The organism is uncultured Ruminococcus sp., assembly GCF_946415235.1.
Lineage (GTDB): Bacteria > Bacillota > Clostridia > Oscillospirales > Ruminococcaceae > Ruminococcus.
Window position 1 is genome coordinate 45,792 of the sequence record NZ_CAMKRR010000004.1, and the last position, 21,640, is coordinate 67,431.

Genomic DNA, 21,640 nt, shown 5'->3' on the forward strand with positions numbered 1-21,640 from the left:
TAAAGGAGTGATAAGATGGAATATGACTACAAGGAAGCAATGAAACTTGAAAATCAGCTTTGTTTTCCCCTGTATGCGGCGGCAAGAGCTGTGACAGGAGCATACACTCCCTATCTTAAAGCCCTTGATCTAACCTACACACAGTATATCGTTCTGCTGGTCCTCTGGGAAAATGACGGAATTACAGTCGGTGAGATCTGTAAAAAACTCATGGACAGCGGAACGCTTTCGCCGCTGCTGAAAAAGATGAAAACTCTCGGATATATCGAAAAACAGCACAGTAAGGACGATGAACGCGCAGTTCTTATATACCTGACCGAACAGGGCAGGGCATTGCAGGAACAGGCAAAGGATGTCCCGTTCAAGGTCGGACAGTGCGTTAAGATCGCTCCCGAAAAGGCAAAGCAGCTCTATTCGCTGCTTTACGAATTGCTTGATGCAGCAAATGAAGATTTCCGATAATATGAAAGGAGCCAAACCATGAATACAGTGTACGATTTTACAGTTAAAGACCGCAAAGGCAGCGAGATAAGTCTCAGCGATTATAAGGACAAGGTACTGCTCATAGTCAATACTGCAACAGGCTGCGGATTTACGCCTCATTATGAACCTCTTGAAGCAATGTACCGCGACCTGCATGATAAAGGTTTTGAAATACTCGACTTCCCCTGCAATCAGTTCGCAAATCAGGCTCCGGGAAGCGAAGAGGAGATACACCAGTTCTGCAAGCTGAAATTCGGAACCGAGTTCCCTCAGTTTGCGAAAACAGACGTAAACGGTGACAACGCAGAACCGCTGTTTGTATTTCTTGCCAAAGAGAAGCCATTCGAAGGCTTCGGCAAGGGTATAAAAAACGCCGCACTCAGCAAGTTTACTGAGATGAATAACAAGAAATTCGGTGATAAAGCGTACATCAAGTGGAATTTCACAAAGTTCCTCATTGACAGAACAGGCAAAGTTATTGCAAGATTTGAGCCTACTGCCGATATGAAAGAGGTCAGAAAAGCGGCTGAAGACTTATTGGGGTGATATTATGGGCGAAAAATTTGATCTTCAGGAATATCTCATCGAGGGCGTGGAGGGTATCGTATCCGAAGCGATAAAAGCCACACTTAAAAACCCGAAGGAAAGCGCGTTTATGCTTAAATTTGCCGCTGCGAGCCGTACAGCTTCAAAAAAGCGCCGGAAAGCCGAGGCCAAAGGCGACCATATCCCGCCCTTTCTTATCGCAAGTATCACAAGCAAGTGCAATCTTCACTGTGCAGGCTGTTACTCACGCTGCAATCATGCAACAACAGATTCCGAACCTGTCAGACAGCTCACCGACGAGGAGTGGCAGAATGTATTCGACGAAGCCGAGGAGCTTGGTATCAGCTTTATCCTGCTTGCAGGCGGAGAGCCCATGCTCAGGCGCGGCGTTATCGAAGGGGCAGGAAAAAAGCAGAATATTCTCTTCCCTATCTTCACAAACGGCACATATCTTGATGAAAGATACTTAGAGCTGTTCGATAAATGCCGCAATCTGATACCCGTTATGAGTATCGAGGGCAGCCGTGAGCTGACAGACGAAAGGCGCGGCGCAGGCATTTATGACAGACTTATAGCCAATATGGACGAGATACATAAGCGCGGACTGATATTCGGCGCTTCCGTGACAGTCACTACAAGGAACTGCAAGGAAGTGACCTCACAGGCATTTTTGGACAGTCTTTCGGAAAAAGGCTGCAAAGTAGTCATATTTGTGGAGTATGTACCTGTGACCGATGAGAGCCGAGAGCTTGCTCCTACAGATATCGAGCGTGAGTATCTGCAGAACAAGATCAGACAGCTGAGAGAAACACATCCCGAAATGGTCTACATATTGTTCCCCGGAGATGAAAAGAGCTCGGGCGGCTGTGTTGCTGCAGGAAGGGGCTTCTTCCATATCAATTCCCACGGCGGCGCAGAACCCTGTCCGTTCTCACCCTATTCAGACATCAACGTAAGAGACAGCTCTCTGAAAAAGGCGATGGATTCACCGCTGTTCAGAAAGCTGAGAGATGAAGGCTATCTGCTGGAAGATCACGAAGGAGGCTGCGTCCTCTATGAAAAGCGTGAGCTTGTACAGCAGATCATCAACGAATAAAAGAGGAAATACTATGAAAGGTATAATTATTTTACTGGTTATCTGTGCAGTAGTTGCTTGCTGCTGCTTTACTCACCGCAGAGTCATAAGAGCTCTTATCAAGCACGAGCCCATGCCTCCTGCTCCGAAGTGGCATTTCTGGTGCAAAAACAAGCGGAGCTGAACACAGGATATGAAACTATAAGAAGAACTAAGCGCATATTGAAAAGCCGTCTTTTCAATTGCTATTATTTTTTTTGCTGAATGCCAGCTTGTTTTTATACTGCTCCAGTATCTCCGAAAGAGGCTTTTCGGGCTTCAAAGAAAGGAGAAACCGCGGCTTGCGCTGTTTGAAACCATCCTGTATATATTTTTTCAGGGATTCAATCCTTATTACGATCTGGTTTTCATCGGCAAAATTACTTATATAATTCATAATGTGGGTCGAGTAAGCCAAGTCTATAGCAAATACACCGTAAAAGAAGCCTATTCCGAATGAAAACGCAAGGTTGTGGGAAAGCCATTTCAATGCATTCAATGTATGAGGATGTATCAGAAAATAATACACTGCACTTAAAAACATCCAGTAAAATGAATATTGCGGACAAATAATGCCTTTAATATTTCCTTTGCACTCAGAATAATCCCAAAGTCGGATATGGGCAGCAGATATCATGATAGTTCCGATCAGATATTCCAAAGCTGTAATAGCTATAGCCATAAGTGCAAATAAGATGAGCTTTTCGACCCACTCTTTCTTAACTGGTATAGTGTGTTCAAGCTGAGTAAGCAGATACAATATACACAGACTGAAGCCGTAAAGCGGCAGACAAGGTCCCGTAAGGAAGCCGGGATTTACCCATTTCTTCCGGGTCACGTACCTTCTGTAGATGACTTCAAGTCCCCAGCCAAACATACTGCCGACAGCAAACAGAAATGTTAAAGTCAGAAATATATTCAATGCTTATCCTCCTTTTTAATATATTTTGCATACCATATAACTGCTATGACCGAAATGAGAATGAATAATACTACAGATACAAAGAAAGCAGGAGATGCGGGCTTTGATATGTTATCACACATGATCGTGGAGATCACTATATTCGGCAGCATTCCCAATATACTGCCAAGCATATATTTCTTAAAATCTGCCTTTACTGTGCCGAAATACATACTTACCGCCTCTAATGGCAGAAATAAAAGCGTTCTCAGGAAGAAACTGAAAAATACGATATTACTGCTCTGCCGCTGAATAAGCAGCGATAATTTCTTGTTTTTTTCCACTATCCTTTTTACAGCTTCGGTACTGTAAATACGTCCCATGAGATAGCCTATGGCAAAGCTTATTGCCGAACCGATAAGATTAATGAAAAAAGCGGGAATGAGTGAAAACTGCATCCCGACAGTTAGCTGCAGGACCTTATACGGGAAAATGACCGACACTGTTTTGAATAAATAGAGCATGAGCATTGCCAGAGCAGAAAGAAGCTCATTTTTCGGAGAATATTCAGTTATTACCGATGCGGACATATACCGTCGGTTGCAGATCAGGAAAATAAATAATATGATCCATATCACAGCCGAAAGCAGTTTTGCATATTTTATTATCTTATCTTTTCTGTTCATAATGGTGAAAGGCTATATTTTTCTTTTTTAACTGTGCGGAAAGAACAAGCAGCGTACCGAAAACAGTCTCATTCGACGAATCTGTTTTCATATAAAGCTTTTCTTCTCTTTTTCCCTTGTGCTTATGAATGTGTAAAGCCGCGATCTCCCATAACATATCTCCCCATAAGAAAACACTTATTATTATAATTGAAATAGTGATAAATATACCCATTTTCCTTAGTCTACTTATCATCGTTTCATCCGAAAGCTGTTTTAAAGATATTCATAATATATCCCCGAATATTACTTCAGGCTCTTGACATATACCTCATGTGTATATTATAATACAAGTGGGCAAAAAAGTGAACGGACATTTTTGACGCAATATATGGAATTTGCCACACTTTGTTCCAAATCCGAGTATTATACCTCGGATTAATAATATTTTGTAGAGAAGTGAGCTTGATGAACGAGGAAAGAAAAATCGACAGAAGAATACTTAAGACCAAAAAAGCTATTCGCAACTCCTTTGCCGAATTGCTCTCAGAAAAAGAGCTTAATTCCATAACGGTAAGTGATGTCGCCAATAAAGCTGATATAAACAGAAAAACCTTCTATAACTACTACAGCGGAGTATATCAGGTCATTGATGAGATCGAGAATGAACTGATATGCCTGTTTGACTGTGAGTTAAACGATATCGACTTTCAGGAGGCAATGAAAAATCCGCAGCTTATCTTTGAAAAGCTTACGGATATAATAAACAGCGATATCGAGTTTTACGGTTATCTTATGAAATCAAAGGGCAGTATCAGTCTTGTCAGTAAAATTTCAGAACTTCTTAAGAGCAAAGTAAAGAATGTGTTTTCTAAGCAGATAAGCATTTCCGAACCAAAGCTGGATCTGATAGTCAATTATTCCATAAACGGTATGTTAAGTGCATATCAGAAGTGGTTCAATTCGGACAGAAAATATCCTTTGGATAAATTCTCAAACGATGTAGGTACGATAACATTCAAAGGAATAAACGGATTGGTTTGATCAGCTGAGATCGGTTTTCCATACCGGTCTTGCAGCTTCATCTTTTTGCAGTAAATGATATTATAAAAAATACGGCTCTGATTATGATATAAATAAAGGCTGCGTATGCTATCCTACGCAGCCTTTTGCTTTAACTATATTTTTTTCATGGCCGATACTGCCCCTATTTTTAATACTGTATCAATTACAGCCTGTTCCCCTTCAGTAAGTTCGTCAGCCAATACATCTACCATGGCAGATGAACGCGGAGCTGACAGATCGGGACTTGTATCTATCCAGAACCTGTATTTTATCACACCTCCGCCGACAAGCTTCATAATCATTATACTTGTTCTATATATGTCGGGATCGTATTTCTCGCGCAGCTTCTCAATTATTACGTCGGGAAGCAAAGCCATAGGTGCATATACTCCTAAACCTCTTACCACAGAAGATCAACTCCTTTCAAAAAAGTTTTCGTCAAACGGCTGTTGTAAAGATCAGAACAGTTTTTTCTCTGTCAGTTTCCCCGTAACGAGAAAGCAATGTCCGTTCCTTATAATTATTATAACATATTTCAAATTATTTTGGTATATTTTTCCAAAAAAATAATCAACAAAATTTTTACCGGTATTTAGTCAGATATATACAAAGACAGAACTTTCATATAATTATTTCAGGCATCCGATACCATTCTTATAACACACTCTCCTGTAAATCATGACGAATGTCGCAATTGAATTGCCATAAAGATGATCAACCGTATTATCCTAACAAGGGTCGGCATAAAGCCGACCCTTACGGTGTGTTATAAAATGGAAACATAAAAACTAACGCCCCACTTAAAGTGAGGCGCAAACTTGGCTGCGGGGCTCCCCGCTGGTACGCCTGACTGGAGTCGAACCAGCGCACACGGCGTCGGAGGCCGATGCTCTATCCACTGAGCTACAGGCGCATTTTTCTCAGTACCATATAATTATATCAAAAACTCTTGAAATTTGCAAGCATTTATGATATAATTATAAAAAATAAATTAGGAGGGAACGTTTTGGGGGACTATATTTATTTAATAGTTGCACAAACAGGCACAAGACCTGCGCGGTTCTTCAAGTTCTGTACTAAAAAACCGTTCAATCACGTTTCTCTTTCAGGCGATATGGAGCTTTCGGAGATGTACAGCTTCTGCCGTACATACAGACCATTTCCGCTTCCTGCGACCTTTAATCAGGAAATAGTTGGCCAGGGCACTCTCGGTCAGTATCATAACATACCATGCGAGATCTACCAGATAAGCGTTACTCCCGAGCAAAAAGAAGCCTATAACAAGCTTATTTCCCATTTCGCACAGCACCGCAAGGTCTATTCCTATAACCTCCTCGGACTTCTTGCAGTGTACTTCAATATCGAATGGAAACGCGAAAGAAGCTTCGTCTGTTCACAGTTCGTCGCATATATCATGGATAAAATAGGCATTCCTCTCGAAAAAGCCTTTTCGCTCTACACTCCTGATGATTTCAGAAATTTCCGGGGAGCCGATCTCATTTATGCAGGCGAGCTCAACACGTTCTATTATACAAGGAGATCCAAGCTATATACATAATGATATGATATACGCCGCAGCTCTCACCTCGTCGGGCGCAAGGGTATACGCGCCGCAGTAGATCTTACTGTCGGGAGCTATCAGTGATATATCGAGTTTTCCGCTGTGTCCGAGAAGCTTTAAGGATACTTCTTCGTCTCTTAGCAGAAGTCCTGCGGGAACCATATTATTATTGCTTATCATATTGTATGAATTTGCATATGAATTCATAAACATCCATGAGCCGCCGCTCAGAAGCAGATAAAGAAAAGCTGCTTTCAGGGCGGTTTTTTTCTTTTTTTTACGCATTTTATCTTCCTTTCATCGAATTGAGCAGCTCTCCGAGGGAACGTCCGAAAAGCTGTCCAGCGAACTGTACCTGACCGAGAGTATTGCAGTGCGAGCCTACCTCGATAAGCAGACTGCCGTTGGTAAGGTCCTGATTATAGTGCCTGTAATCGAAGAGTATGGGGCGCGTAAGCCCCTCATGATCGGATTCGAGCTTGCTTTGCAGAGTGCAGGCAAAGTGAAAATTCTGCATATAATTCGGCATACCGAGAGTTCCGTCGTCACAGCCCGAGATAATCATGATCTGAGCCGCTTCCCTGCCGTCCACTTCAACAAAGGGCTGATAAGCGCAGCCATCCCCCGAGATCGCATCTCTGTGGATATCAAGAGCCACCTTTATGCTCGGATATTTCTCAAGTATAGGCATTATAGTCTCACGGCTCCTGCCGTACGAACCGTTATAGGAAGGGTAATCGTGTATCTCCGCGGCATGGATAACGCCTATGCCGAGCGCTTCAAGCTCTGCCTGTATGGCATTTCCCACCATTACCACATTCTTCGTATCGTCAGTTGTCCTGTAATTGAAGCTTGGATCGTAGCTTTCGCGTACAAAGGGCTCAAAGCTTTCGGTAGTATGGGTATGATAGATGAGCACAAGGGGCTCGTCTGTATTTTCTACCGTAAAATTTGGATAATATCCGCTTTCACGGTAAAGCTCATCATTCGGGATATCCGTCCTGTTATTGACCTGTCCTCCGCCGTCAAGGTCAAAAAATGAAGTACCGCTGTATCTTCCATAGGTAGTCCGTATTATCTCACCGCCGTCGCTCCACGCTTCGGGATAGGGCTTTGCACCTGCATTGCCGCTTCTCATGTCGAGAGGATCAGTAAGCCTCACATAATCCCTGTTCCTGTCGTCCTCATCGGTATACCCGTACCCCTCGGATACGATATCCGCTCCCTCAAGCATTTTATCCTCAAGCTTTATGCGCTTTATCACCTCTGCGTCGGCATTTATATGATCCGCCGCCGCCTTTTCGGTCATCCCTGTGGTATAAACTTCTGCTCCGTCAAGAGAGCCTATTACTCCCGCAGCTCCCTTTGCACCGAAAGCCGCTGCGGCAGGAACAAGAACAGCTGCGACACATCTTGCGAAGCCCTTTGTTTTTCTGCGTTTATGGCGCGTCATATACTCACCTCTTTCACTATCTTAAGTATATTCGCCCGTTGCGCTGTCTATGTCCGCAAATTCATGTCATTTCCCGACATAAAGCGGCATATCATTGAAAAGAGGTGATAACGATGTACAAGTGCCTTTCATTCAGCAGGCTCATTTACAGACTTATTTTCGCATTGCTTACCATTGCCGCTTGTGCGCTTTTTTTCATTGCAGGAACGGCAGTTTTCTCTGTTTCGGCATACAAAAGCACTGAAAAGCCTGTACCACTCCCCGTAATAATGTATCACAGCGTATGCGGAAAAGCTCCCTCAGCTTACACGGTAACTCCGCAGCAGCTCGACAGCGATCTTGCATGGCTGAAAAACAATGGTTATACATCAGTCAGCGCCCGACAGCTCACGGACTATACCCGCGGTAATGGTGAGCTTCCCGAAAAGCCGGTCCTTATAACCTTTGATGACGGTTTTTACAATAACCTTTCACTTGCTCTCCCCTTGCTTGAAAAGTACGATATGTGCGCCGTTGTATCTATTGTTGGCAGATATACCGATGATTATGCAGCCGCCGATCCCCACGCTGACAGCTATTCCTACCTTACATGGAGCGATATCGCCCGGCTTGCAGCTTCGGGACGGATAGAGATCGGCAGCCACACCTATGATATGCATTCCAACAGCAATGGCAGGCAAGGCTGTGCAAAACTGCCTGAGGAGAGCAGCGACGAGTACGCAGCAGCACTCGGTACGGATATAGGGCTGCTAAAAACCGAGCTTTTACAAAACTGCGGGATAATTCCCGAGGTCTTTGCCTATCCTTTCGGAGCGATCAGCAGAGAAAGCCTGCCAATACTGCGTGAAAGCGGTATCCTTATAACTCTCACCTGCCGTGAGGGCATAAATCATATCACCCGCGATCCCGACTGCCTCTATGGTATCTTCCGATATAACAGGAGCGGTCTGCTCACTACCGAGGAGTATATGGCAATGCTTACAAATGAAACAGGGGCGTGATAATATTATCACGCCCCTTCTGCATCAAAGGTGCTCAGGCATCAAAATACCGGTACATATTGCAGTGAAAGCTTATCCTTTTCGTCGTCCTTTGACGATCCTGACGAACTTTCGCTTACCGAACCGAAGCTTGCGCTTCTGCTGTAGCTTTCGATCAGCTTGCCAAAGAATTCATCAAACGAATCACAGCCGTTTCTCTGCCAGTACTTATCATACTTAGGATCGCGGTACTTATCAAATCTTTCGGGGATAGTTCCGTCCTCCTCATAGTCCGCAACGATCTGTTCTGAATTCAATACAAAATACGTATAGTCAGGACCGATTTTATACATGATGAATCCATAGTATGCAAAGAGCAATCCGGCTATAGCGGAAAGGATTATGGCAGTTATGGCAAAGCCCTTGCCCTTCCTTTTGCCCACAAGTGATACTATGGCAAAAATAAGACAGAGCGGGACAGAGATTATACTCAGCATAGTACAGCACGGTATGATATTTATCAATGCTATTACAAATGCAGCTATTGCAAGTCCGCTGCCCTTCTGCTCGGGAGGCATATTATAGTTCTCATTGTACATACCTCTGAACTCACCGTCAGGGAAATATCCGCGTCCGTTATTGTTATTGCCGTAATTGTTTCCGTTGTTATTGTACATATCTTCCATTTTGATCCTCCTCGATCATAAACTTGTTTCCCAGTTCCAGTTGCGTACCTCAAGCTCCTCGAGATTGTACGGCGTTTTCTGATAAACGCAGTAGTTGAGCCAGTTTGAAAACATCAGATTTGCAGTGCAGCGCCATGAAAACACAGGCATATTTTCGGGATTGTCACCAGGGAAATAGTTATATGGTATCTGTATATCTATACCCTTTTCAACATCACGCCTGTACTCGTTGGCTATGGTATCCCTGTCATACTCGGAATGTCCAGTTATAAAGTATTGTCTGCCGTTTTTATTGGCAACTATATGGACACCTGCTATATCAGAGGAGGTAAGAACTTCAAGCTGCGGTATGCGCTCGATATCTGTTCTGCGGACCTCCGTATTCCTTGAATGCGGAACATAGAATATATCGTCAAATCCCCTTAAGAGCTGACAATTGCTTACCTCAGCCCTGTGAGGGAATATACCGAACATTTTGTGGTCAAGGGTATACTTAGGTATACCGTAATGGTAGTAAAGACCTGCCTGTGCTGCCCAGCATATATATATAGTGGAAAAAACATGAGTTTTCGACCACTCCATAATGCTGCATATCTCTTTCCAGTAGTCTACCTTTTCGTAGTCAAGGAGCTCCACGGGAGCTCCCGTGATTATCATTCCGTCGTATCTGTCCTCGCATATCTCGTCAAAGGTCTTGTAAAAAGACTCAAGATGATGATGTGAGGTATTTTTCGATGTATGCGAAGCCATTTGCAGCAGATCAACGTCCACCTGAAGCGGAGTATTACTGAGAAGCCTCAGCAGCTGACACTCCGTTTCTATCTTTTTGGGCATGATATTGAGTATCACTACCCTCAGAGGACGGATATCCTGATGCTCTGCCCTTTCCTTCGACATAACGAAGATATTTTCATTTCCGAGAGTTTTGAAAGCAGGAAGCTCTGAAGAAATCCTGATTGGCAATCCTGATCTGTCCTTTCATATTTATTCTTTCTTGTTCTTGCAGCTCTGACAGCCGTTCATGAAGCTGTCAAGGTCGCTGCACTGTCTGCTGTCGTCCTTCAGGAAGCGCAGCTTTTTGAGCGCATCAAACTTAGCACTGTCATCAAGCTCGAAAAGCATATGCTTTATGCCCTTGAGTACGCTTTTCAGCATCACCGAGCGGACAAGGCCGTCACACAGCATGAGGTCTCCCCCGTCGTCATAGTCGTAAATGACAGTTTTCTCGGTACCGTAGGAATATGCTATAAATCCGATAACACCGCCCCTGTCAAGAGCCTCTGTGATATGGAGCTCAGCACTGCCTGCGGCTTCTTTAAGCTTCTCATAGCCGACAGTATCGAACCTTTCCTGTATCTCAAGCATATTATTTCTCCTTGCCTATGGCATTACGCAGTGCACGGAGCTCCTCTGCGGTAAGCTCACGGTAGGTACCGGGCTTCAGCATACCGAGCTTGAGAGGTCCTATGCTTATACGGCGAAGTCTTGCGACCTCAAGTCCCACAGCCTCGCACATCTTACGGATCTGGCGGTTCCTGCCCTCTTTGATCGTCATAAGGAGCACAACTCTGCCCTCCTCCTTGTCCTTTACAACAACTGAAGCAGGAAGAGTCTTTTTACCGTCGATCTCCACGCCCTCAGCCAGTCTTACAAGCTGATCGTCATTGATATCAGGGCGCACCGTTACACGGTAGGTCTTTGATATATGGCGGCTCGGGTGCATTATGCTGTTTGCGAATTCGCCGTCGTTGGTAAAGAGAAGCAGTCCCTCCGAATTGCGGTCAAGACGTCCCACAGGGTAAACACGCTCCTCAACGTCTGTGAGAAGATCCATGACGCAGCGCCTGTCAAGCTCGTCCGAGACCGTTGTGACATAGCCTCTCGGCTTATTCATCATGAGGTACAGGAAGCTCTTCTTTCTCGGCATGGTGATACGCTCGCCGTCGATAGTGATAAGGTCCTTGAAGCCGCACTTGTCACCCAGCTTTACGGGATGTCCGTTGAGCTTTACCCTGCCCTGTGTTATGAGCTCCTCAGCTTTTCTGCGGGAGCATACGCCGCTGTCGGCGATCATTTTCTGAATTCTTATTTTTTCCAATTTTATCCAGTCCTTAAGGGGAGAATATTCTCCCGAAAAATTCTTTTATCCTTGTGAACAAACCTTTTTCAGCCTTTTTCGTCTTTACGGTCACTGCCTGTACGTCCTCGGCGGCATAAAGCGGAACCGTGTCCACCTCTCGTCCGAAATAGCTTATCCTCAGCCTTGCGGCTTCCTCTCCCGCTTTTACGGGAGCATACAGAAAAGGCGGTCTGAGCACAGTATATGTAAAATCATCGGCATTTCCTGCCACTGTTGACACAATATACGTACTGTTTTCGGGTACGAGCCGCAGCTTTTCCGAGGTACCGCCCGCTACATCAGCCGTGATATCCTTTGGCAGCGTGAGCTCAAGCTGCCTTACCGCATCAAAGCCGTACTCATACAGCGCGATATGATCGTTCCAGTCGTTCCGGTCGTTGAGAGTAACGCATATCAGGTTTTTGCCGTCACGCTGACAGGCAGACACGAGACAGCGCCCCGCCTCATCGGTAAAGCCTGTCTTTACGCCGTAAACTCCGTCATACATTGAAAGCAGCTTATTTGTATTGTAAAGCCACCTTTCATAGGGCGGAGCGCCGAAGCTTACCTTTATGCTTTCCTTTGAGCATATCTCACGGAAAAGCTCGTTTTTCAGAGCCTCACGGGCAAGCAGAGCCATATCTGCCGCCGACGAACCGTGTCCCTCTCCTTCAAGTCCCGAGGGAGTAACGAAAAATGTCTTTGAAAGACCCATTTTTCTTGCACGTTCATTCATAAGCTCCGCAAAGGCTTCGATACTTCCCGATATCCTTACAGCTGCCGCATTTGCCGCGTCATTGCCCGAGGGCAGCAGCATTCCGCAGCACAGCGCGTATTTTGTGACTATATCCCCCTCGCGCAGTCCCATTGACGAGCCTTCTGCCTTTATCGCCTCACTGTCCACAACGAACTCGTCATAGAGCCCGCCGCTTTCAAGGCAAAGCAGGGTCGTCATTATCTTGGTAGTACTTGCCATGGGGAGCTTCTCCGCGGCATTGAGCCCGTAGATAACCTCGCCCGTATCGGCAGATATGAGAACAGCCGCTTTGGCATATATCTCAGGGGCTTCCGCGCCGAAGGACACAGTACCGCACAGACAAAAGGCTGTGAGGAGTACTGCCGCAAATACAGATACAAGTCTTTTCACAGGCACACCTCCGCATAAATGCTATGCTAAAGGATATGCCTCATATCAGGTTTTTATGCTCAGTTTATTGAAACGGAGCCGTCTGTGATATCAGAGGTCTTTGCGTCCGTATTTCCGCCCTTTTTCTTGTTGATAAAGCCGCTTACCTTGTCGATGATGGCAGGCATTTTCTCAATGGCGTTGCTGATAGGATCGTTGGAGCCTTCCATATTTACCATTTTTGCAGAGCCGTCGGGAGCTATTACAAGGAAGCCCTCGGGCTTTATGGAAACTCCTGCGCCAGCTCCGCCGCCGAAGAGCTCCTTATCGTACTTTGAAGGAAGATCGGAACCACCCGATGCAAAGCCGTAGCTTACCTTTGAAACAGGGATTATGGTAGTTCCGTCGGGAAGCTTTATGGGCTCACCGATTATGGAGTTGACATCTGCCATTTCCTTGATCTTTTCAATGGAAATACCCAGGAGATCGCTTACAGGTGTATTGTTTGCACTCATAATTATATACCTCACTTCTGCCTTGCGGCGGATTTTTTCATTTTGCGTTTCATTCTGAATTTTCTCAGCTTTTCAGGCAGAAATGTCCTGAAAAGATATGTTATCAGGAACCATGCTCCTGCAATAACCACCGTTCCGAGGCGGAAATACAGCTTGCCCGCTGCATCCCAGCGCCCCTTTGATACTCCGAACTGCGGACGTACATCTATGGTTTTCAGCCTTACCGTAAAAAGCTCACTGAAAAAAGCGATGCCGTTGTATACAAGCGCGGAATACTTTCCGTATTTCAGCGCACAGTCATATGCGTCCTCATCTGCAATAACGAAGTCAATATAAAGGTCCTTGAGCCTGAAGCCCCTGAATATTTTCAGCATGGGACGCTGAGCGCTCTCCCATATGCCCACAAGGAACTCTATTTTGTCGCTCAGAGACTTCTTTTCATCATCTTCACTGCCTTCGCTTTTTTCATCTGCGAAGATATCGTCGTCAGAATCGTCCTTTTTCTTCTTTTTATCCTTTTTTCCGCCTTTATCTTCATCAGAGCTGTCAGATAAAGGCTCGTAAGCAGCACTTTCATCCGTTTCGGAAGAAGTTTCCGCTGCAATATCCGCTGACTGCATATCAGTCTCGGGATCGTTCACGGGAATGCTGTCAAGCTCCTGCTCCCATTCATACTTTTCCCGTTCCTTTTTCTTTTTTGACTTCTTTTCCCTGACGGGCTTCGGCTTTTTGAGCTTCCTTGGCTTATCCTTTTTGGCGGCTTTTCGTTTTTTCCACCAATTATAAAGTCCTCCGCCCTCCGAGTCCATGATATCAAGCAGCCACAGCTTTACCCTATAACTGAATTTCCCGTCGATATAGCTGAACTCTCCCCCCACAGGGATCATCAGCACGAGAAGAATTATGCCCAAAACGGCAAGAAGTATATACAGCAGAATTTTCAGTACTATCATTCCTGCCGCTCCTTTCTGTTGATCGTCTTTACTGCTGAGACTCGGCAAGCTCCCTGTCCACGAATTCCTCCTCTGTTTCGAGGACAAGATCCCCCTGTCCCGGAAGAGGCGGCAGCTCCGCAGTGGAGCTGAGACCGAAGCTTCTCAGGAACACGGAGGTGGTCCTGTAGACTATGGGCTTTCCCGGAACATCAAGACGTCCCGCTTCCTCAACGAGCCCCTTTTCAACAAGGTTGTTTATTACCGACGAGCTGTCGATACCTCTTACATTTTCCACAAAGCCCTTTGATACGGGCTGATTGTAGGCGATTATGGTAAGAGCCTCCATAGCAGCATTTGAAAGAGGAGTTGTCCTTTTTGTCTCGAGAGCAGCTCTTATCTGCTCCGCATATTCCTCACGGGTACACATCTGATAGCTGCTGTCCAGCTTTTTGATGCAGATACCGCTCCCGCAGTCCTCATAGCGCTCGTTGAGCAGCCTTATCATGGAAGGCAGCGTTCCCGCATCAACTCCGCTCGCCTCCGAAAGGCGGTATATCTCTATAGGCTCACCGCTTGCAAAGAGTATAGCCTCTATTGCTCCGAGCCTGCCTTTGATCTCCAAGATTTCTTCACTCCGTTCTTTCTTCCCTTGAAGAAGATCATCATGTTATCATCGCTTATGGTTATCCTGCCCGACCTTGTGAGTTCAAGCACCGCAAGGAATGTAGCGACTCTCGCCGAGCGGTCGGTAACTCCTTCATAGAGCTTATCCATATACACCTCGCCTGTTGTGTACAGCTCACGGAGCACATGGACTACCTTTGACATTACCGAAACGATACGCCGCTTCACAACAGAGTTGATCTTGTTCTCAACGTGGAGCTTTGCGTGCTCGGATTTAATATTTTTCAGTGATATGGCGCTGTAAGCGATCGCCAGTCTTTCAGGCTCATGCACAAGTGTATAGGTCATGTCAGCCTTAATCTTCATTGGTTCGCGGACGAAAATGCTTCCGCCCACATATGCGTCCGCAAGCTGCTTTGCGGCGATCTTGCAGAGAGAGTACTCAATGAGAGCTCCCTCCAGCTCGCGCTTCATCTGTTCAGCCTCCTCGGGCTGAGGCAGCAGTGACGCTGTTTTGATATATATGAGCCTTGCAGCCATTTCAAGGAATTCGCCTGCAAGCTCCAGATTCTGCTCGTGAGCCTGGTCTATATAGAGCAGATACTGCTCCAGCAGCTTTGATATCTCGATATCGCAGATATTGAGCTTATGCTTTGCGATAAGGCTCAGCAGAAGATCGAGAGGTCCCTCAAAGACCTCAAGCTTGAATGATATGCTTTCCATATTTCACCCGAAGAACAGGGCTGATACAAGGCTCTAAGCCATGTATATGAGCTCTGTAAGTATTTTTAATGTGCTCTCCGCCACGTCGGGGACGAAGAATATAAGATTATCCAGCAGCAGTCTCCACAGATAAGCCAGAAATCCCAGTATGGAGAATTCTCCTCCCGTAAGGGAGTCCATGAAGAATACAGCTAAAAGTATATATCTCGACCACATGGTGATCTTCTGATAGTTTGTGAAATACCAGCGTCTGAACTTAGGCGGTGAGAACTGGTAGAATATATTGAAGCCGTCCAGAGGCGGTATCGGCAGAAGGGCTATGATACCAAAAAACAGGCTTGCTCTTGCCGCCCTTACAAGCACGAAATACAAGGAAGCAAGTACGAAGGACGACGGGGCGAAACCGAGCAGCAGTCCGCCTATATTCCGCAGGACGACATACATAAGCAGGTACGTCACAGGTGAAGCCAAAGATATAAGCGTAACATCGCGCTTCATTTTCTTCAGCCTCGATACGTCAATATTTATCTCCTTGCTCCAGCCGAAGCCGAAAGCGAATATAAGTATGATGCCGAAAAGGTCTGTATGCTTTCTGAAGTCAAGCGTGAGCCTGCCTTCCCTTTCGCCTGTGCTGTCGCCAAGCTTTTTGGCTGCAAGCACTCTTATATAGCAGGCAAGAGGCATAACAGCCGTAAGAATGATGCCTCTGCTGAGAAGCGTGAGAAAAACTCTGTAGATCTTGAATTCCATTATACTATCCCCGCGCCTTATCCTTTATAGCCAAAAGTATCGGGTATCCACATAACAGCCTTCATCATTACCTCGTAAAGATAGTATGACGCTCTGGAAAGCGGAGAATACTCGGAGGGTATCACATTCATGAGAATGAGCAGAGCAAAGAATACCATGTTGATCTCTCTCTGGTGCTGATATACCCAGCGGTCGAACTTCTCGGGCGTGAACGCGCGGAGGATGTTGAAGCCGTCAAGAGGCGGCACAGGTATAAGGTTGAAAAGAGCAAGTCCGATATTTACTATGACAAGGAACTGCAGAAGCAGCATTACACAGGACATAGTATTGAACTGATTTGCGAAAAGTCTGAGATAAGCTTCCTGTCCGCTTTTGAAGCACAGCATTATTGCCAGTGCAAGTGCAGCCGCAAAGGAGGCAAGAAGATTTGAAACAGGTCCTGCCAGAGCTGTCAGAGCATAGCCCGCACGGTAATTTCTGAACCTCATTGGATTGACTTCAACAGGCTTTGCCCAGCCGAAGCCGCCTATAATCATGAGCATTGATCCCAGCGGATCAAGGTGCACAAAAGGATTGAGGGATATCCTTCCCTGCCTCTGCGCGGTATCATCGCCGAGCCATTTGGCCATAAGTCCGTGAGCCGATTCATGTATAGGCAAAACGAGCAGCAGCGTCGCTATCCTCGAAAAATACTTTAATACTGTCTGAATATCCAGATTGCCGCCTAACATCTTTATTTCCTTTCTTTGATGGAGTATCATCACTTTTTAATACATATAGATATACAATATATATTATACTATAAATCGCTATATATTTCAAGTAAAAAAGTATTTTTATGCCTCAAAAAAAATTTTTTTAGTTTTTTTTCAAAAAACACTTGCTTTTTTTCTGAATATGTGTTAGAATAATCATGTTGTATTTTTACAGGTTAGTTAAGGAGGTGCAACCTAATGGCAAAATGTGATATCTGCGGAAAGGGCGTAACCTTTGGTATCAAGGTTTCTCACTCACACAGACGTTCCAACAGAACATGGAAGCCTAACGTAAAGCGTGTTAAGGCTATCGTCAAGGGTACTCCTTGTCATATCTACGCTTGCTCAAGATGCCTGCGTTCAGGCAAGGTTGAAAGAGCTTGATCGTTCAGCATGGATAATAAAGAGCGTTCCGAAGGGGCGCTCTTTTTTATTATTCTTGACTAAAATGCGATTATATGATATAATCATAAAAAATATGAAAGGAGCTGAAAAAAATGTCAGATCATGATGCTTGCCTTAATATACACTATTCCGCCCCCGACGAGATATGGGATAAGATAGATGAAGTCTACAGGTCAATGGAATACTACTGCAAAGGTGAGGACTGCCTTACATGGCAGGGACAGGATATCGAGCTTTACTCCTCCGTAGAACCGGGCGGGATACAGATATCGGGAGAAATGCCCGACGAGATTTGGGACAAATGGTATCCCGAGCTGAAAGCAAAGCTTACAGAAGCTCTCGGCTATGAGATCGGCGAGCCTCAGGACGGTTTTGAATTCAAGCATTGGAAGCCGTATATCAAAAAAGCCTCGGACATCAAGGAAATAAACAAGGACAAGATAGTTTTCCGCGATCTTTCCGAATTCACATGGTCCCTCTTTGAAAACAGAGAAAGGGATATCACCGCAAAGCCGCCGTTTTTCCGCTTCAGCTCCCCTCTTATCGAGCTGAGGATAATATTTGAGTGCACAGGTCTCTTTGCGGGAAAGAAACAGCGTCAGGAATTCCGTGAATTCATGTGTAGGCTTGATGACCTCGGCATAAATACTCTCGATCTGACCTGAAAGCTCCAATGAACTTAATAACCAAAGGACGGTGATCCTGTGACCAAGGAACAATTGGGCGCTCTTTTCAGTCTGATGCTGCAATATGTCGTTCCCACAATGAAGATATTCTGCTTTACGCTTCTGTGGTCGATACCGCTGGGAATGATAGTCGCACTGCTGAAAATGTGCGGATTCAAGCCGATTTCATGGCTCACAAATATATATATACTCATAATGCGCGGAACTCCCCTGCTTTTGCAGCTCATAGTCGCGCAGCATTCTGTTCCCTATCTTCTGAAATGGGACAAATGCCCCTCATTCATACACAGTCTCCTCGACGGTGTGGACATAAGAAGCTCGGGCTATACGTTTACTATGCTCCTCATTGCTTTTGTACTGAATTATGCTGCATATTTCGCAGAAATATTCAGAGGCGGCATAGAAGCCATACCCAAGGGACAATATGAGGCGGCAAGCGCACTGGGATTCAGCCGTTTGCAGACCTTCTTCCGCATAATACTTCCGCAGGTCATAAAACGTGTAGTTCCCGCAAGCTCAAACGAGATAATAACTCTTGTCAAGGATACGTCTCTTGCTTCGGCTATCCCCTACATGGAGATAATGTACATAGCCAAGAAGCAGGTGCCGACATACGCTTCTCTAACTCCGCTGTTCATGGCAGGCGCTTTCTATTTCATATTTGCGACCGTACTCACGCTTGTTTTCGGATATATCGAGAAAAAGCTGAACTACTACAAGTAAGGGGGCTTCTCCGTGTCAATGCTCGATGTTAAAAATCTTTCAAAAAGCTTCGGTGATCTCAAAGTCCTCAAGGATACCACCTTCAATGTTGAAAAGGGCGAGGTCGTAGCCGTAATAGGTCCGTCGGGAAGCGGTAAATCCACTCTCCTGCGCTGTATAAACCAGCTCGAGCGAGCCGACGGAGGCGTTATCAATGTCTGCGGAACGGATATGCTCATAAAAGATCAGAAAGGCAGGACTGTCTACGCCGATGCAAAAACTCTGCGTAATATAAGGCTGAAAACAGGTCTGGTCTTTCAGAATTTCAACCTGTTCCCGCATATGACAGTGCTGAGGAACATCACGGAAGCTCCCGTATGCGTACTTAAAGAAGAAAGATCAAAAGCGCAGGAAAAGGCAATGCAGCTTCTGAAAAAAATGGGGCTCGAAAGCAAGGACAAGTCCTATCCATGCGAGCTCTCCGGCGGTCAGCAGCAGCGTGTATCCATTGCACGAGCCCTTGCTCTTAATCCCGAAATACTTTTCTTTGACGAGCCCACATCCGCTCTCGATCCCGAACTCACGGGAGAGATACTTAAAGTCATAAAGGAACTCGCAAAGGACGGCATGACAATGGTTATAGTAACTCACGAGATGGCTTTTGCACGTGACGTCGCAGATAAGGTCATATTCATGGAAAACGGCTCGATCGTCGAAATGGGAGCACCCGAACAGCTCTTCGGCGATAATGCTTCCGACCGCGTAAAGCAGTTTCTTACACGGTTCAACAGCTGAATACCGCATTGCATATATTTTTTATTTGCAGATAACAAATTTTATGCATTTTTATTGTACAACCTGCTAAAACAAGGGAATAATTTAAGCAGTTAATTTCGTCATTCATACAAAGTTACAAAAAAAGCTGTTATTTTTGGTGATATTGTGATATAATATTCTTGTGTATTAGAGAATAACTGTTGCAGACATACCGAGTGCCTGCAGCGGTAAGCAGGCTGTTTGGCTTGCTTCGTTTGTTTACAGGGGGTAAACATAATTAATGGACAGAAAACCAATACGTAATGATTTTTTCAGGTACATATTGGCAAATGTCACCAGCTCTGTAGGCGTATCTATCTATATACTGATAGATACGTTCTTTATTTCTAAGGGAATGGGGTCGGAAGGTCTTGCAGCACTGAACCTCGCCCTGCCTGTGTTCAATTTTATGAACGGCTTCGGGCTTATGCTCGGAATGGGCGGAGGCAGCAAGTTCTCAATGATGTATTGCAGGACCGAGAGAGAAGAGACTGACAGAATTTTCTCAAACGCGTTCATGACAACGCTGCTCATTGCAGCCGTGTTTGAGATATCGGGGATATTTTTCTCGCGGCAGATAACACATCTCCTCGGCGCCGACGCTGCCGTTTTTGAGATGTCACACAGCTATCTGCACAGGATACTGCTGTTTTCACCTGCTTTCCTTTTCAATAACCTGCTTGCCTGCTTTATGCGTAATGACTGCGCTCCTAAGCTTGCAATGCTGGGGATACTGAGCGGCAGCCTTGTCAATGTGGTGCTTGACTACATCTTTATTTTCAGAATGGATATGGGAATGGACGGCGCAGCACTTGCTACGTGTATCGCTCCGTTCGTAAGTATGGGGATAATGAGCATACATATCCTTACAGGCTGGAACGCTTTCAGTCTGCGGATATCATGTCCCTCACCAAAGCTCATACGCGAGATAGTCTCACTGGGACTTCACTCCTTCTTTACGGAGATATCAGGCGGAGTTGTGATACTTGTATTCAACTTCGTAATATACCGTCTGCTCGGCAATACAGGCATTGCCGCATACGGCGTTATCGCAAATATAGGCATAGTCTTCACGGCTATATACGTAGGTATCTCAAGCGGTGTACAGCCGCTGATGTGCAGATACCACGGCAGAAAAAACGATGCCGCCATACGCTATCTTTTAAAGCTTTCCGTAGTGACCGCACTGATATTCTCGGCAGCAGCCTACGCTCTGCTTTTCATACAGGCATCACCCGTAGTAAGACTGTTCAACAGCAGCAGCGACAAGACACTGCAGTCCATAGCAGAACATGGTCTGAGGCTGTATTTCCTGTTCATGCCGTTCATGGGCATAAACACCATACTGTCTGTGTACTTCTCATCCAACGAAAAGCCTCACACAGCGCAGATGATATCGCTCCTGAGAGGTACTCTCCTCGTCATACCGCTTGCATTCCTTTCATACTGCCTCGGCAGCATAAACTGCATATGGCTGACAATACCGATATCGGAGCTCATTACCGCCGCAGCAGGCGGTGCGATATTTGCTTTCGACCTGAGAAGGATCCTTTCGGAAGACTTAAAACTTGCATACAGATAAAAAAGCCGTTTGGTAATTCATATACCAGACGGCTTTTCATTTTAAAGTATTTTTTCGGGTTCGCCTACAGGCGGTATTATAAGCGCAGTTGCGTCCTCGAGGTGGAACAGCTTCATATTAAGGCCTGTTTTCTCGTTGTATATCTCCTTGAGGAGAGGACTGGTCGCATACATTGCCTCCGTATACCTCGGATCGTCGTCAAATACGATCTTTCCCGTATAGCGGAGCCAAACTCCGTCGGGCTTGCAGGCGACTATCTCGCAGAGAGGGTTCGCAAGCATCTGTCTGTAAACAGCCTTGAAGTCGCCTACTGCAAATATCACCTTTCCGTCCATCTCGATGTGAGAACCGAAGGGTCTTACCTTAGGCTGTGCTCCGTCGTTTGTGGCAATGAAAAACATACCTGCTTCCGTAAGGAAATCGTTTAGTTTGCTCATGATAAATATAC

29 protein-coding genes and 1 tRNA gene are annotated in these 21,640 nt (G+C 45.5%); 12 read left to right on the forward strand and 18 right to left on the reverse strand.

Annotated elements, in window-relative coordinates; genetic code table 11:
• The first annotated feature begins 15 nt into the window (after positions 1–15).
• The 4 genes from Q0R37_RS01995 to Q0R37_RS02010 are packed head-to-tail and all read left to right on the forward strand — an operon-like array spanning position 16 to position 2,288.
• Positions 16–462: a MarR family transcriptional regulator gene (locus tag Q0R37_RS01995; protein ID WP_294750541.1), complete on the forward strand. Its 447-nt coding sequence runs from the start codon at positions 16–18 to the stop codon at positions 460–462.
• 18 nt (positions 463–480) lie between these two features.
• Positions 481–1,029, forward strand: coding sequence for a glutathione peroxidase (locus Q0R37_RS02000; protein ID WP_294750544.1), 549 nt, complete (start codon positions 481–483; stop codon positions 1,027–1,029).
• A gap of 4 nt (positions 1,030–1,033) precedes the next feature.
• Entirely contained in the window at positions 1,034–2,125 is a 1,092-nt protein-coding gene (locus Q0R37_RS02005) for a radical SAM protein (RefSeq protein WP_294750546.1), read from the forward strand.
• A gap of 13 nt (positions 2,126–2,138) precedes the next feature.
• Positions 2,139–2,288, forward strand: coding sequence for a hypothetical protein (locus Q0R37_RS02010; protein ID WP_294750548.1), 150 nt, complete (start codon positions 2,139–2,141; stop codon positions 2,286–2,288).
• A 54-nt stretch (positions 2,289–2,342) separates the two neighbouring features.
• On the opposite strand, the gene Q0R37_RS02015 is transcribed toward Q0R37_RS02010, so the two are convergent.
• Together Q0R37_RS02015 and Q0R37_RS02020 are read right to left on the reverse strand one after the other, a co-directional pair.
• Positions 2,343–3,065: a putative ABC transporter permease gene (locus Q0R37_RS02015; protein WP_294750550.1), complete on the reverse strand. Its 723-nt coding sequence runs from the start codon at positions 3,063–3,065 to the stop codon at positions 2,343–2,345.
• Positions 3,062–3,730 carry a VTT domain-containing protein gene (locus Q0R37_RS02020; RefSeq protein WP_294750552.1) on the reverse strand — a complete coding sequence of 223 codons (669 nt, stop codon included), beginning with the start codon at positions 3,728–3,730 and terminating at the stop codon, positions 3,062–3,064. Before Q0R37_RS02020 ends, Q0R37_RS02015 begins: the two co-directional genes overlap by 4 nt.
• Before the next feature lie 447 nt (positions 3,731–4,177).
• On the opposite strand from Q0R37_RS02020, the gene Q0R37_RS02025 reads away from it, so the two are divergent.
• On the forward strand, positions 4,178–4,753 hold the full coding sequence (locus tag Q0R37_RS02025; protein ID WP_294750554.1) for a TetR-like C-terminal domain-containing protein: 576 nt from the start codon (positions 4,178–4,180) through the stop codon (positions 4,751–4,753).
• A 134-nt stretch (positions 4,754–4,887) separates the two neighbouring features.
• On the opposite strand, the gene Q0R37_RS02030 is transcribed toward Q0R37_RS02025, so the two are convergent.
• Positions 4,888–5,181, reverse strand: coding sequence for a hypothetical protein (locus Q0R37_RS02030; RefSeq protein WP_294750556.1), 294 nt, complete (start codon positions 5,179–5,181; stop codon positions 4,888–4,890).
• A 431-nt stretch (positions 5,182–5,612) separates the two neighbouring features.
• A tRNA-Arg gene (locus Q0R37_RS02035) sits at positions 5,613–5,687 on the reverse strand.
• A gap of 93 nt (positions 5,688–5,780) precedes the next feature.
• Between Q0R37_RS02035 and Q0R37_RS02040 the strand changes: the two genes are divergently transcribed.
• Positions 5,781–6,332, forward strand: coding sequence for a hypothetical protein (locus Q0R37_RS02040; RefSeq protein WP_294750557.1), 552 nt, complete (start codon positions 5,781–5,783; stop codon positions 6,330–6,332).
• Here Q0R37_RS02040 and Q0R37_RS02045 read toward each other — a convergent pair.
• Together Q0R37_RS02045 and Q0R37_RS02050 are read right to left on the reverse strand one after the other, a co-directional pair.
• Positions 6,321–6,620: a hypothetical protein gene (locus tag Q0R37_RS02045; RefSeq protein ID WP_294750559.1), complete on the reverse strand. Its 300-nt coding sequence runs from the start codon at positions 6,618–6,620 to the stop codon at positions 6,321–6,323. The two genes, Q0R37_RS02040 and Q0R37_RS02045, sit on opposite strands and share 12 nt — an antisense overlap.
• 1 nt (position 6,621) lies before the next feature.
• Positions 6,622–7,788, reverse strand: a complete 1,167-nt coding sequence (locus tag Q0R37_RS02050; RefSeq protein ID WP_294750561.1) for a stage II sporulation protein P — start codon at positions 7,786–7,788, stop codon at positions 6,622–6,624.
• Positions 7,789–7,901: 113 nt separating this feature from the next.
• On the opposite strand from Q0R37_RS02050, the gene Q0R37_RS02055 reads away from it, so the two are divergent.
• Positions 7,902–8,789, forward strand: a complete 888-nt coding sequence (locus Q0R37_RS02055) for a polysaccharide deacetylase family protein (protein WP_294750563.1) — start codon at positions 7,902–7,904, stop codon at positions 8,787–8,789.
• Positions 8,790–8,830: 41 nt separating this feature from the next.
• Here the strand turns inward: Q0R37_RS02055 and Q0R37_RS02060 are convergent, their stop codons facing one another.
• Genes Q0R37_RS02060 through Q0R37_RS02110 form a run of 11 tightly spaced genes read right to left on the reverse strand, consistent with a single transcriptional unit; the run spans position 8,831 to position 16,977 of the window.
• Positions 8,831–9,454: a DUF4190 domain-containing protein gene (locus tag Q0R37_RS02060; RefSeq protein WP_294750565.1), complete on the reverse strand. Its 624-nt coding sequence runs from the start codon at positions 9,452–9,454 to the stop codon at positions 8,831–8,833.
• Positions 9,455–9,469: 15 nt separating this feature from the next.
• Positions 9,470–10,417 carry a homoserine O-succinyltransferase gene (metA, locus tag Q0R37_RS02065; RefSeq protein WP_294750567.1) on the reverse strand — a complete coding sequence of 316 codons (948 nt, stop codon included), beginning with the start codon at positions 10,415–10,417 and terminating at the stop codon, positions 9,470–9,472.
• A gap of 21 nt (positions 10,418–10,438) precedes the next feature.
• Positions 10,439–10,819 (reverse strand): hypothetical protein, encoded by a 381-nt coding sequence (locus tag Q0R37_RS02070; protein WP_294750569.1) that lies wholly within the window; start codon positions 10,817–10,819, stop codon positions 10,439–10,441.
• A 1-nt stretch (position 10,820) separates the two neighbouring features.
• Positions 10,821–11,552, reverse strand: a complete 732-nt coding sequence (locus tag Q0R37_RS02075) for a pseudouridine synthase (protein WP_294750570.1) — start codon at positions 11,550–11,552, stop codon at positions 10,821–10,823.
• 13 nt (positions 11,553–11,565) lie between these two features.
• Entirely contained in the window at positions 11,566–12,720 is a 1,155-nt protein-coding gene (locus Q0R37_RS02080; RefSeq protein ID WP_294750572.1) for a D-alanyl-D-alanine carboxypeptidase family protein, read from the reverse strand.
• A gap of 59 nt (positions 12,721–12,779) precedes the next feature.
• Positions 12,780–13,214 carry a spore germination protein GerW family protein gene (locus Q0R37_RS02085; RefSeq protein WP_294750573.1) on the reverse strand — a complete coding sequence of 145 codons (435 nt, stop codon included), beginning with the start codon at positions 13,212–13,214 and terminating at the stop codon, positions 12,780–12,782.
• An 11-nt stretch (positions 13,215–13,225) separates the two neighbouring features.
• The gene (locus Q0R37_RS02090) at positions 13,226–14,167 is read right to left on the reverse strand and encodes a hypothetical protein (protein WP_294750575.1); all 942 of its coding nucleotides are present in this window, start codon (positions 14,165–14,167) and stop codon (positions 13,226–13,228) included.
• Between the two features lie 28 nt (positions 14,168–14,195).
• Positions 14,196–14,771 carry an SMC-Scp complex subunit ScpB gene (scpB, locus tag Q0R37_RS02095; protein WP_294750577.1) on the reverse strand — a complete coding sequence of 192 codons (576 nt, stop codon included), beginning with the start codon at positions 14,769–14,771 and terminating at the stop codon, positions 14,196–14,198.
• Positions 14,741–15,496, reverse strand: coding sequence for a segregation/condensation protein A (locus Q0R37_RS02100; RefSeq protein WP_294750579.1), 756 nt, complete (start codon positions 15,494–15,496; stop codon positions 14,741–14,743). Before Q0R37_RS02100 ends, scpB begins: the two co-directional genes overlap by 31 nt.
• 33 nt (positions 15,497–15,529) lie before the next feature.
• Positions 15,530–16,246 (reverse strand): site-2 protease family protein, encoded by a 717-nt coding sequence (locus tag Q0R37_RS02105; protein WP_294750581.1) that lies wholly within the window; start codon positions 16,244–16,246, stop codon positions 15,530–15,532.
• A gap of 17 nt (positions 16,247–16,263) precedes the next feature.
• Positions 16,264–16,977, reverse strand: a complete 714-nt coding sequence (locus Q0R37_RS02110) for a site-2 protease family protein (RefSeq protein WP_294750583.1) — start codon at positions 16,975–16,977, stop codon at positions 16,264–16,266.
• Positions 16,978–17,199: 222 nt separating this feature from the next.
• Here Q0R37_RS02110 and rpmB point away from each other — a divergent pair, with 222 nt between their 5' ends.
• From rpmB to Q0R37_RS02135, 5 genes are all read left to right on the forward strand, one after another.
• A complete protein-coding gene (rpmB, locus tag Q0R37_RS02115; protein WP_019678047.1) occupies positions 17,200–17,385 on the forward strand; it encodes a 50S ribosomal protein L28 in 186 nt (61 codons plus the stop codon).
• A gap of 113 nt (positions 17,386–17,498) precedes the next feature.
• The gene (locus Q0R37_RS02120; protein ID WP_294750585.1) at positions 17,499–18,071 is read left to right on the forward strand and encodes a hypothetical protein; all 573 of its coding nucleotides are present in this window, start codon (positions 17,499–17,501) and stop codon (positions 18,069–18,071) included.
• 39 nt (positions 18,072–18,110) lie between these two features.
• Positions 18,111–18,815, forward strand: a complete 705-nt coding sequence (locus Q0R37_RS02125) for an amino acid ABC transporter permease (RefSeq protein ID WP_366517390.1) — start codon at positions 18,111–18,113, stop codon at positions 18,813–18,815.
• A 12-nt stretch (positions 18,816–18,827) separates the two neighbouring features.
• Positions 18,828–19,589, forward strand: a complete 762-nt coding sequence (locus Q0R37_RS02130) for an amino acid ABC transporter ATP-binding protein (RefSeq protein ID WP_294750587.1) — start codon at positions 18,828–18,830, stop codon at positions 19,587–19,589.
• A 262-nt stretch (positions 19,590–19,851) separates the two neighbouring features.
• Positions 19,852–21,192: an MATE family efflux transporter gene (locus tag Q0R37_RS02135; protein WP_294750589.1), complete on the forward strand. Its 1,341-nt coding sequence runs from the start codon at positions 19,852–19,854 to the stop codon at positions 21,190–21,192.
• 41 nt (positions 21,193–21,233) lie between these two features.
• Here Q0R37_RS02135 and Q0R37_RS02140 read toward each other — a convergent pair whose 3' ends face one another.
• Positions 21,234–21,629 (reverse strand): pyridoxamine 5'-phosphate oxidase family protein, encoded by a 396-nt coding sequence (locus Q0R37_RS02140; RefSeq protein WP_294750591.1) that lies wholly within the window; start codon positions 21,627–21,629, stop codon positions 21,234–21,236.
• Between the last annotated feature and the right edge of the window lie 11 nt (positions 21,630–21,640).

What these genes read in the sequence shown, in the direction of transcription:
- Q0R37_RS01995 (WP_294750541.1), top strand. Translation starts at nt 16, where the DNA reads ATGGAATATGACTACAAGGAAGCAATGAAACTTGAAAATCAGCTTTGT.
- Q0R37_RS02000 (WP_294750544.1), top strand. Translation starts at nt 481, where the DNA reads ATGAATACAGTGTACGATTTTACAGTTAAAGACCGCAAAGGCAGCGAG.
- Q0R37_RS02005 (WP_294750546.1), top strand. Translation starts at nt 1,034, where the DNA reads ATGGGCGAAAAATTTGATCTTCAGGAATATCTCATCGAGGGCGTGGAG.
- Q0R37_RS02010 (WP_294750548.1), top strand. Translation starts at nt 2,139, where the DNA reads ATGAAAGGTATAATTATTTTACTGGTTATCTGTGCAGTAGTTGCTTGC.
- Q0R37_RS02020 (WP_294750552.1), bottom strand. Translation starts at nt 3,730, where the DNA reads ATGAACAGAAAAGATAAGATAATAAAATATGCAAAACTGCTTTCGGCT.
- Q0R37_RS02025 (WP_294750554.1), top strand. Translation starts at nt 4,178, where the DNA reads ATGAACGAGGAAAGAAAAATCGACAGAAGAATACTTAAGACCAAAAAA.
- Q0R37_RS02045 (WP_294750559.1), bottom strand. Translation starts at nt 6,620, where the DNA reads ATGCGTAAAAAAAAGAAAAAAACCGCCCTGAAAGCAGCTTTTCTTTAT.
- Q0R37_RS02050 (WP_294750561.1), bottom strand. Translation starts at nt 7,788, where the DNA reads ATGACGCGCCATAAACGCAGAAAAACAAAGGGCTTCGCAAGATGTGTC.
- Q0R37_RS02055 (WP_294750563.1), top strand. Translation starts at nt 7,902, where the DNA reads ATGTACAAGTGCCTTTCATTCAGCAGGCTCATTTACAGACTTATTTTC.
- Q0R37_RS02060 (WP_294750565.1), bottom strand. Translation starts at nt 9,454, where the DNA reads ATGGAAGATATGTACAATAACAACGGAAACAATTACGGCAATAACAAT.
- Q0R37_RS02070 (WP_294750569.1), bottom strand. Translation starts at nt 10,819, where the DNA reads ATGCTTGAGATACAGGAAAGGTTCGATACTGTCGGCTATGAGAAGCTT.
- Q0R37_RS02085 (WP_294750573.1), bottom strand. Translation starts at nt 13,214, where the DNA reads ATGAGTGCAAACAATACACCTGTAAGCGATCTCCTGGGTATTTCCATT.
- Q0R37_RS02090 (WP_294750575.1), bottom strand. Translation starts at nt 14,167, where the DNA reads ATGATAGTACTGAAAATTCTGCTGTATATACTTCTTGCCGTTTTGGGC.
- Q0R37_RS02100 (WP_294750579.1), bottom strand. Translation starts at nt 15,496, where the DNA reads ATGGAAAGCATATCATTCAAGCTTGAGGTCTTTGAGGGACCTCTCGAT.
- Q0R37_RS02105 (WP_294750581.1), bottom strand. Translation starts at nt 16,246, where the DNA reads ATGGAATTCAAGATCTACAGAGTTTTTCTCACGCTTCTCAGCAGAGGC.
- Q0R37_RS02110 (WP_294750583.1), bottom strand. Translation starts at nt 16,977, where the DNA reads ATGTTAGGCGGCAATCTGGATATTCAGACAGTATTAAAGTATTTTTCG.
- rpmB (WP_019678047.1), top strand. Translation starts at nt 17,200, where the DNA reads ATGGCAAAATGTGATATCTGCGGAAAGGGCGTAACCTTTGGTATCAAG.
- Q0R37_RS02120 (WP_294750585.1), top strand. Translation starts at nt 17,499, where the DNA reads ATGTCAGATCATGATGCTTGCCTTAATATACACTATTCCGCCCCCGAC.
- Q0R37_RS02135 (WP_294750589.1), top strand. Translation starts at nt 19,852, where the DNA reads ATGGACAGAAAACCAATACGTAATGATTTTTTCAGGTACATATTGGCA.
- Q0R37_RS02140 (WP_294750591.1), bottom strand. Translation starts at nt 21,629, where the DNA reads ATGAGCAAACTAAACGATTTCCTTACGGAAGCAGGTATGTTTTTCATT.